The organism is Pseudomonas sp. YuFO8 (genome assembly GCF_035065025.1).
Lineage (GTDB): Bacteria > Pseudomonadota > Gammaproteobacteria > Pseudomonadales > Pseudomonadaceae > Aquipseudomonas > Aquipseudomonas putida_AE.
This window is the reverse complement of sequence record NZ_JAXDEQ010000011.1, coordinates 170,838-180,035: the sequence shown is the minus strand read 5'-3', so window position 1 is coordinate 180,035 and position 9,198 is coordinate 170,838. Positions and strand designations below refer to the sequence as shown.

The 9,198-nt window shown below is 62.7% G+C and carries 7 protein-coding genes; 1 reads left to right on the top strand and 6 read right to left on the bottom strand.

The window, feature by feature from the left end; genetic code table 11:
- Positions 1–56: 56 nt before the first annotated feature.
- From SOP95_RS12880 to SOP95_RS12865, 4 genes are all read right to left on the bottom strand, one after another.
- Positions 57–464, bottom strand: a complete 408-nt coding sequence (locus SOP95_RS12880; RefSeq protein ID WP_323607296.1) for a SufE family protein — start codon at positions 462–464, stop codon at positions 57–59.
- Positions 461–1,666: an aminotransferase class V-fold PLP-dependent enzyme gene (locus tag SOP95_RS12875; protein ID WP_274077173.1), complete on the bottom strand. Its 1,206-nt coding sequence runs from the start codon at positions 1,664–1,666 to the stop codon at positions 461–463. The genes SOP95_RS12880 and SOP95_RS12875 overlap by 4 nt, the downstream gene beginning before the upstream one ends.
- Before the next feature lie 114 nt (positions 1,667–1,780).
- Positions 1,781–2,815, bottom strand: coding sequence for a 2,3,4,5-tetrahydropyridine-2,6-dicarboxylate N-succinyltransferase (dapD, locus tag SOP95_RS12870; protein ID WP_274077172.1), 1,035 nt, complete (start codon positions 2,813–2,815; stop codon positions 1,781–1,783).
- A gap of 32 nt (positions 2,816–2,847) precedes the next feature.
- Positions 2,848–3,210 (bottom strand): ArsC family reductase, encoded by a 363-nt coding sequence (locus SOP95_RS12865; RefSeq protein WP_046816507.1) that lies wholly within the window; start codon positions 3,208–3,210, stop codon positions 2,848–2,850.
- 281 nt (positions 3,211–3,491) lie between these two features.
- Here SOP95_RS12865 and SOP95_RS12860 point away from each other — a divergent pair, with 281 nt between their 5' ends.
- Entirely contained in the window at positions 3,492–5,123 is a 1,632-nt protein-coding gene (locus SOP95_RS12860; protein ID WP_323607295.1) for a Na+/H+ antiporter, read from the top strand.
- Positions 5,124–5,131: 8 nt separating this feature from the next.
- Here SOP95_RS12860 and dapC read toward each other — a convergent pair whose 3' ends face one another.
- Together dapC and SOP95_RS12850 are read right to left on the bottom strand one after the other, a co-directional pair.
- Positions 5,132–6,331, bottom strand: a complete 1,200-nt coding sequence (gene dapC / locus SOP95_RS12855; protein ID WP_077184460.1) for a succinyldiaminopimelate transaminase — start codon at positions 6,329–6,331, stop codon at positions 5,132–5,134.
- A gap of 155 nt (positions 6,332–6,486) precedes the next feature.
- Positions 6,487–9,189, bottom strand: a complete 2,703-nt coding sequence (locus SOP95_RS12850) for a [protein-PII] uridylyltransferase (RefSeq protein ID WP_274077170.1) — start codon at positions 9,187–9,189, stop codon at positions 6,487–6,489.
- Between the last annotated feature and the right edge of the window lie 9 nt (positions 9,190–9,198).

Sequence of the window (9,198 nt, the reverse complement as noted above, 5' to 3'; positions counted from 1 at the left end):
CTGCGATCTGTTGATCTTGAAAATCAAGATCAACAGATCGCAGCCTGCGGCAGCTCCTACACGTCGCTTAGGCTCCGCATCCGCTGGAGAACAGCATTCAAGCCGTTACTGCGCGACTGCGACAACTGCCGCCCCAGTCCCAACTGATTGAACCACTCCGGCAAATCCACCTGCCGCAGCTCAACCGCAGACAAGCCGTTGACCCGCGCCAGCAGCAATGCCACCAACCCGCGAATCAACCGCGCATCGCTGTTGGCGCTGAACTGCCAATGACCGCCCTGCAACTCGCCCACCAGCCACACCTGGCTTTCACAGCCGTGCACCCGGTTGGCGTCGCACATCTGCGCATCGCTCAGGGCGGGCAGACGCTCGCCCCATTGCATCAGCAAACGCGCACGCTGTTCCCAGCCAGCGGCAGCCTGAAAAGTTGCGAGTGCAGTCACGGCATCGGCGGGCAAGCTCATCGCAGCAACTCCAGCGCCTGGTCCAGCGCTTCAAAGAACCGTTGAAGATCCTCGGAATCGTTGTACAACGCCAACGACACCCGAATCGCCCCGGACAGCTCAAGACTTTTGAGCAATGGCATGGCGCAGTGATGACCGGCGCGCACGGCGATGCCCTGCTCGGTCAGCAAGTGCGCCAGATCCGAGTTATGCACACCTTCGACGGTAAAACTGGCCAGTGCTACCTGCGGTTTGCCCAGCAACCGGATGCCGTTGCGTGACTCAAGGCCTTTCAACAGACAGGCATGCAGCGCCGCTTCATGGGCCGAGACCGCGTCCTGGTCGAGGCCGGCGAGGTAATCCAGGGTTGCCCCCAGCCCGATGACACTGGAAATCGGCGGCGTTCCGGCCTCGAAACCCAGCGGGGCAGGGCGAAAGCGCGCGCTGAGGTAATCCGCGTCCAGCACCATTTCGCCGCCGAACTGCCAATGGCGCAGTTGCTTGAGCGCCTCATTGCGCCCGAACAGCACGCCCAGGCCATCGGGGCCGTAGAGCTTGTGACTGGAAAACACGTAGAAGTCGCAGCCCAGCGCCTGCACGTCATGGCGGCCATGGACCACGCCCTGGGCGCCGTCGATCACGGTCAAGGCGTTGTGTGCCTTGGCCAGCGCCAGCAGCGCAGGTAAAGGTTGCCAGGCGCCGATGACGTTGGACAACTGGCTGACGGCCAGCAGGCGTGTGCGAGGGCCGATCATGGGTGCGGCGGCTTCAAGGTCGATCACACCGTCGGCATCCAGCGGCAGGATCACCAGCTTCAGGTCGCGACGGTGCGCCAGTTGCTGCCACGGCAGCAGGTTGGCGTGGTGTTCCAGGGCGCTGATGACAATCTCGTCGCCTGGATTGAAAAGAGGTTCCAGGCCATAGGCCAGGAGGTTCAGCGCGCTAGTCGCGCCGTGGGTAAAGACAATTTGACCGCTGTCGCCGGCATTCAGCCAATGGGCGGTTTTGCGCCGACTGTCCTCGAACGCCTGGGTGGCATGGGCGCCGGGCAGGTGTTGCGCCCGATGCACGTTGGCCGCGCCGTTGGCGTAGTAATGCGCCAGGGCATCGAGCAGGGCTTGCGGTTTTTGCGTGGTGGCGGCGTTGTCCAGATAGGTCTGGCCTTGCCGTTGCAGGGCGGCGATGGCCGGAAAGTCGGCACGCCAGGGAGAGAGAATCATCATGCTATCGGGCCCTGGTGAACATGGGCGGGGTGTACGCCTGACCATTATGGGTTCGATTCTGCTCACGATGGCGGTTTCGAGGACGCCATCGCGAGCAGGCTCGCTCCCACAGGCTTAGTTGTGAGCGTGCAGCGCTTCGTTCAGTTCGATGGCCGATTTGTGGGTTTTGCATTCCACGGCACCGGTTTCCGAATTGCGGCGGAACAGCAGGTCGGCCTGGCCGGCCAGTTCCCGGGCCTTCACGACCTTGACCAGCTTGTTGTTCTCGTCCAGCAGCGCCACTTTGGTACCGGCGGTCACGTACAGGCCCGACTCAACGGTGTTGCGATCGCCCAACGGGATGCCGATACCGGCGTTGGCGCCGATCAGGCAGCCTTCGCCCACCTTGATCACGATGTTGCCGCCGCCAGACAGGGTGCCCATGGTCGAGCAACCGCCGCCCAGGTCCGAGCCCTTGCCGACGAATACGCCAGCGGAAACGCGGCCTTCGATCATGCCCGGGCCTTCGGTGCCGGCGTTGAAGTTGATGAAGCCTTCGTGCATCACGGTGGTGCCTTCGCCCACGTAGGCGCCCAGGCGCAGGCGCGCGGCGTCAGCGATACGCACGCCGGCCGGTACCACGTAGTCGGTCATTTTCGGGAACTTGTCCACCGAGAACACTTCCAGCAGCTCGCCGCGCAGGCGGGCTTCGAGTTGGTGCTCAGCCAGTTCGGCCAGGTCAATCGCGCCCTGGCTGGTCCAGGCGACGTTCGGCAGCAGCGGGAACACGCCCGCCAGGTTCAGGCCGTGGGGCTTGACCAGGCGATGGGACAGCAGGTGCAGCTTGAGGTAGGCCTCAGGCGTGGAGGTCAGTTGTGCGTCTTCAGCCAGGATGGTGGCGACCAGCGGCTTGTGGCTCTCTGCCAGACGGGTCAGCAGGGCGGCCTGGGCAGCGTCGACGCCTTTCACCGCTTCAGCCAGCTGCGAAGCTTGCGCGGTGGTGAAGGTGATGGCCTGGTTGCCTTCGCTGTAGCCCAGGATCGGCGCGATGGCAGCGACCAGTTCGGCCGAAGGGTTGAGCAGTGGCTGTGCGTAGAACACTTCCAGCCACGCACCTTGACGGTTTTGAGTGCCGACACCAAAGGCCAGGCTGAACAGGGTAGTGGACATGTTGATACCTCTAACAAATTGGAACGGGCTGCTTACTTGAGCGCGGCCGCGTAGATATCTGGCTTGAAGCCAATCAGGGTTCGGTCACCGAGATCGAGCACCGGGCGCTTGATCATCGAAGGTTGTGCGAGCATCAGTTCGATGGCTTTCGGCTGGTCGAGATCGGCTTTGCGTTCGTCGTCGAGCTTGCGAAAGGTCGTGCCTGCACGGTTCAACACCACTTCCCAGCCGTGCTCGTTGCACCATTGGGTCAGGTGTTCACGGTCGATACCGACCGCTTTGTAATCATGGAAGTCATAGCTGACAGCGTGTTCATCGAGCCAGGTGCGCGCCTTTTTCATGGTGTCGCAGGCCTTGATGCCGAAAAGGTGCAACGTTTTACTTGAAACGGTCAAGGAATCGCCCCCTTTACAGGTGTCGGAAATAAAAGGTGTCGGATTATGCCATGGCCGGACGGTTTCGCGGCGCTTGAGGTCGATTTCCCACTGCAAAACCTGTGGGAGCCAGCCTGCTGGCGATAGCGTCGGATCTGTCGGCATCAGTATTGAATTTGGCGCCGCCATCGCCAGCAGGCTGGCTCCCACACGGGGGCTGCGACATAGGTACAACGGTCAGACGTATCCTAAGCGGCTAATATGGCAGTTCAACGCTGTCGATCGTCTGAGATTTCCGTTTTATGCAAACCGCCTACACCGTCCTGATCCTGTTGATGCTGGTAGGCGTTTCGCGCTTGCTCGGGCGGGTAATCCCCCTGCCACTGCCGTTGGTACAAATTGCCGCGGGCGCCTTGCTGGCCTGGCCGACCCTCGGCCTGCATGTGGCGTTGGACCCTGAATTGTTTCTGTTCCTGTTCCTGCCGCCTTTGTTGTTTTCCGACGGTTGGCGCATGCCCAAGCGTGAATTCTGGCAACTACGTGGCCCGATCCTGACTCTGGCGGTGGGGTTGGTGCTGTTTACCGTGGTCGGCGCCGGGTATTTCATTCACTGGTTGCTGCCGACTATCCCGCTTCCGGTAGCCTTTGCCTTGGCCGCAGTGCTGTCGCCCACGGACGCCGTGGCGGTCTCGGCGATCTCGCAGAATCGCTTGCCCACGCCCTTGATGCACATCCTGCAGGGCGAAGCCTTGATGAACGATGCCTCGGGTCTGGTGACGTTCAAGTTCGCCCTTGTGGCGGCAGTGACCGGGGCGTTCTCGCTGGCCAACGCCAGTGTCACCTTCGTCTTGGTGGCGGTGGGTGGCCTGGCCATCGGCGTGGCATTGAGCTGGTTGGTGGGGCGCCTGCGCTCATGGATGATCGCCCGTGGCTGGGATGACCCGGCCACCCACGTCGTCTTCATGTTGTTGCTGCCGTTTGCCGCTTACGTGCTGGCCGAGCGCGTGGGGGCGTCGGGCATCCTGTCGGCGGTCGCGGCGGGGATGATGCAGAGCTGGCTCGATCTGCTGCCGCGCCAGACCAACACGCGGCTGCTCAATCGCAGCGTCTGGTCATTGCTCGAGTTCGCCTTCAATGGCCTGATTTTCCTGCTGCTGGGCTTGCAGTTGCCGGACATCGTCAAGGCCGTGGCCAGTCATGAAACCTCGTTGTGGCCGACGCTGTTCTATCGCTGCATCGATGTGCTGGCGATTTTCCTGGTGTTGCTGGTGCTGCGGTTCGTCTGGGTGCAAAGCATCTGGCGCCTGTCCATTGTGCTGCGGCGCTGGCGTGGCAAGGATGAGATCACCCGGGTGCCGAGCGCGCGCTCCTGCTGGTTGCTGACCGTCGGTGGCGTGCGCGGGGCGGTGACGCTGGCGGGTGTGTTGTCGGTGCCGATGCTCATGGGGGGCGACGCATTTCCCGAGCGCGACCTGCTGATCTTCATCGCCGCCGGGGTGATTCTGCTGTCGTTGATCGCCGCGTGCATTGCCTTGCCGTTGCTGCTGCGCGGCATCGAGAAAAGCCCGGACGACAAGCGCCGCAATGAAGTGCGCGATGCCTGGCGCAAAACCGCCGAAGCGGCGATCCATGCCCTCGAAACCGAAGAGGTCAACCCACAGGACGCTGCTCAAGCGGCGCTGGCGGCAGAGCTCAAGGCGCGGATCATGTCCGAATATCGGCATCAGCTGGAGGTGTTCAATGACTCGGCCGAAGCCCAGGCACTGGCGTTCCAGATGGATTTGCTGGAGCGGCGTTTGCGCTTGAAGGCGCTGCGGGCGCAGCGCCTGGAGCTGTACAGCCTCAGTCGTCATCACCAGATCGGCGATGACGTGTTGCGTGAGGTGTTGGGTGAGCTGGATCTGAGTGAAGCCAAGCTCGGCCAGGTGAAATAACCCCGCGGTTATTTGCGGCGCTGGATGAAGTCGCGGATACGTTGCGCAGCCTCGACACACTCGGCCAACGGCGCAACCAGCGCCATGCGCACACGGCCGGCACCCGGATTGACGCCATCGACATCCCGCGACAGGTAGGAGCCCGGCACCACGGTCACATGCTCCTGCTCGAACAGGTCGCGGCAGAAGGCTGCGTCGTCACCGGCCACATTCGGCCACAGGTAAAAACCGCCGTCCGGGCGTTGCACGTCCAGCACCGGGCTGAGGATTTCCAGCACGGCGTCATACTTTTCGCGATACAGCGCACGGTTGGCGCGTACGTGCACTTCGTCGTTCCACGCGGCGACGCTGGCCAGTTGGGTTTGAACCGGCATCGCGCAGCCGTGGTAGGTGCGATAGAGCAGGAAGCCCTTGAGGATATCCGCGTCACCGGCCACGAAGCCGGAACGCAGGCCCGGCAGGTTGGAGCGCTTGGAGAGGCTGTGGAAGACCACGCAACGCTTGAAGTCCTTGCGACCCAATTCCACGCAGGCGCTGAGCAGCCCGGCCGGCGGGGTCTGTTCGTCGAAATACAGTTCGCTGTAGCACTCGTCCGCGGCGATCACGAAGTCGTGTTCGTCAGCCAGGGCGATCAGCTTCTTCAGGGTCTCGACCGGAATCAGAGCGCCGGTCGGATTACCCGGCGAGCACAGGAACAGGATCTGGCAGCGTTTCCAGATGTCCGGGGAAACGGCATCGAAATCCGGGTTGAAGCCGTTTTCGTCCAGGCACGGCAGGTAGTGCGGCTTGGCCCCGGCGAGGAACGCAGCGCCTTCATAGATCTGATAGAAGGGGTTGGGGCTGACCACCAGCGCGTCGTCGCCACGATTGACCACGGTCTGGGTGAAGGCGAACAGCGCTTCGCGGGTACCGTTGACCGGCAGCACGTTGCGCGCCGGGTCGATCCAGCCGTTCGGCACGCCGAAGCGACGCTCGCACCAGGCGCCGATGGCTTCGCGCAGGGCCGGGATGCCGAGGGTAGTCGGGTACACGGCCATCTGATCCAGGTTGCTGGCCAGGGCCTCGGCGACGAAGCTTGGCGAGCGGTGCTTGGGTTCGCCGATCGACAGCGCGATAGGGCGCTTGTCGGGGTTGGGCGTGACGCTGCCGAGCAGGGCGCGGAGCTTTTCGAACGGGTAGGGCTGGAGCTGGGTCAGGGCGTTGTTCATCGGTAGATCTCGTTCGGTGTGGCGGCTGGCCGGCCCTTTGTAGGAGCTGGCTTGCCAGCGATGGTCGTTAACGATGACGCGTTTTTACAGGGTAAACGCGGCGCCTATTAGTCCATCGCTGGCAAGCCAGCTCCTACAGGGGGCGGTTTTTTGATTCAGATACTGATGCGCGACAACTTGATATCGGGTTCCTGGTTAACACTCAACTGCTCGACGATTGCGTCTTGTAACCGACTGCACAACAACGGGTCGGACAACGGCTGGTTGTTCGCGTCGGTAATGAAGAACACGTCTTCCACGCGCTCGCCGAGGGTGGCGATCTTGGCGTTTTGCAGCGACAGGTCGAACTCCAGGAAAATCGTGCCGACCCGTGCCAGCAGGCCAGGGCGGTCAGGGGCGGTCAGTTCCAGGACGGTCACCGGACGCTGGGCGTCATTGTGGATCGTCACCTGTGGCGCAAAGGCGAAATGCTTGAGCTGGCGCGGAACCCGACGCTGGATGATGGTCGGGTAGTCGTCCGGGTTGCGCAGGGCTTCGGCCAGGCCGTCACGGATCTGCTTGACCCGCGCCGGATTATCGCCGATCGAGTCGCCGTCGGTGTCGAGCACAATGTAGGTGTCGAGGGTGAACTGGCTGCTGGAGGTGATGACCCGGGCGTCATGGATGTTCAGGTTGAGCTGGTCCATCGCGGCCACGGTCACGGCGAAGAAGTCGTGCTGGTCCGGTGCGTAGATGAAGATCTGCGTGCCGCCCTCGAACTCGCGTTGGGTGGTTTCCTTGATCAGCACCAGCGGCCCGCCGTCGGCCGGCTGCTGGAGGATCGCATCGCTGTGCCAGGCGACGTCGCCGGCGGTGTGGCGCAGGAAATAGTCGTCACCCAATTGCGCCCACAACTGCTCGACGTCGTCCGGGTCGGTGCCGCCCCGCACGAGGATGTCCAGCGCGGCGCTCTGGGTCTGGCGGATCTGTTCTTCGCGGTCCACCGGGTTTTCCAGGCCACGACGCAGGGCGCGCTTGGTCTCGGTGTAGAGCTGGCGCAGCAGGCTGGCCCGCCAGGAATTCCACAGGGTCGGGTTGGTGGCGTTGATGTCGGCGACCGTCAGCACGTACAGGTAGTCGAGGCGGGTTTCATCGCCCACGGCCAAGGCGAAATCATGGATCACCTGCGGGTCGGACAAATCCTTGCGCTGGGCCGTGGTCGACATCACCAGATGGTTTTGCACCAGCCAGACGATCAGGCGGCTGTCCCACACCGGCAGTTGATGGCGTTGGCAGAAGGCGGCGGCGTCCACCGCGCCGATCTCCGAGTGATCGCCATGCCGGCCCTTGCCGATGTCGTGATACAGCCCGGCGAGGTAGATCAGTTCAGGCTTGGGCAGCTTGGCCATGAGCTTGCTGGCCAACGGGAATTTTTCCGACACTTGCGTGTACTGCAACTTACGCAGGTGCTTGATCAGGTTCAGGGTGTGGGCGTCGACCGTGTAGATGTGGAACAGGTCGTGCTGCATCTGCCCGACGATGAAACCGAACTCCGGCAGATAACGCCCGAGAATGCCGTAGCGGTTCATCCGGCGCAGGTTGCGGTGGATGCCGATCTTGCATTTGAACAGCTCGATGAACAGGCTGGTGTTGCGAATGTCGTTGCGGAAGTTGTCGTCGATCAGGTGGCGATTTTCGCGCAGCAGACGAATGGTGTCGGCGCGCACGCCCTTGATTTCCGGTTGCTGGGCCATCAGCACGAAGATCTCGAGCATGGCGAACGGCGTGCGGCGGAACACATTGTCGTTACGCGCCTCGATGTAGCCGTCGTGCAGCTGGAATCGCGAGTTGACCGGCTGTGGTGGCGCTGCATCCTCCGGTGCGAGGATGACTTCCTCGAAGTGCTGGATGATCAGGTCGCTGAGCTGGGCAATGCTCATGACCACGCGGAAATACTGCTGCATGAAGTTCTCGACGGCCTGCTTGGCGTCGTCCCCTTCAAAGCCCAGCAGCCCGGCAATGGTGCGCTGGTGATCAAACAGCAGGCGGTCTTCGGCGCGCCCGGCGAGCATGTGCAGGGCGTAGCGGACCTTCCACAGGAACTCCTGGGAGGAGGCCAGCAAGGCGTTTTCGCTTTCGACCAGGAAACCTTCGCCGGCCAGTGCCCGCAGGTTCAAGGTGCCGTACTCGCGACGGGCCACCCACAGAATCGTCTGGATATCCCGCAGGCCGCCGGGCGAGCCCTTGACGTTGGGTTCCAGGTTGTATTCGGTGTCGTTGTACTTGTGGTGACGGGCTTTCTGCTCGGCGCGCTTGGCCAGGAAGAAGTCCTTGCTCGGCCACATGTGCGCGGTGCTGGTGACATCCAGCATGCGCTGGCGCAAGTGCTCCGGGCCGCAGATGGTGCGGCTTTCCATCAGGTTGGTGACGACTGTCAGGTCGGCGCGGGCTTCGATGGCGCACTCCTCGACCGACCGAACGCTCTGGCCGACTTCCAGGCCGATGTCCCACAGCAGGGTCAGGAAGCGCTCGATGGAATCGCGGAAAACCTCGTGGTCGGCGCTGTCGAGCAGGATCAACAGGTCGATGTCGGAGTAGGGGTGCAGCTCGCCACGACCGTAGCCGCCGACCGCGACCAGCGCGATGTCGGCGTCCTCACTCCAGTCGAACTGCTCCCAGGCCTTTTGCAGGAGGTTATCGACGAACCAGGCACGGTCCTCGATCAATCGGCGAATGTCCCGGCCGCTGCGAAAGCGTCCGTCGAGCACTTCGCGCGCCTGGCGGATCGCCTTCTTGAAGGCCGCGATCGGGCTGGCCTTCAGGGCCAGTTCAGCCTGGAACTGGCCACGATCGAAGAGTTCGGGATCCACCTGCGGCATTGATTGGCT

Excerpts from the sequence above, each read along its gene's own strand:
- SOP95_RS12875 (WP_274077173.1), bottom strand. The coding sequence starts at position 1,666 with ATGATGATTCTCTCTCCCTGGCGTGCCGACTTTCCGGCCATCGCCGCC.
- dapD (WP_274077172.1), bottom strand. The coding sequence starts at position 2,815 with ATGTCCACTACCCTGTTCAGCCTGGCCTTTGGTGTCGGCACTCAAAAC.
- SOP95_RS12860 (WP_323607295.1), top strand. The coding sequence starts at position 3,492 with ATGCAAACCGCCTACACCGTCCTGATCCTGTTGATGCTGGTAGGCGTT.
- SOP95_RS12850 (WP_274077170.1), bottom strand. The coding sequence starts at position 9,189 with ATGCCGCAGGTGGATCCCGAACTCTTCGATCGTGGCCAGTTCCAGGCT.
- dapC (WP_077184460.1), bottom strand. The coding sequence starts at position 6,331 with ATGAACAACGCCCTGACCCAGCTCCAGCCCTACCCGTTCGAAAAGCTC.
- SOP95_RS12880 (WP_323607296.1), bottom strand. The coding sequence starts at position 464 with ATGAGCTTGCCCGCCGATGCCGTGACTGCACTCGCAACTTTTCAGGCT.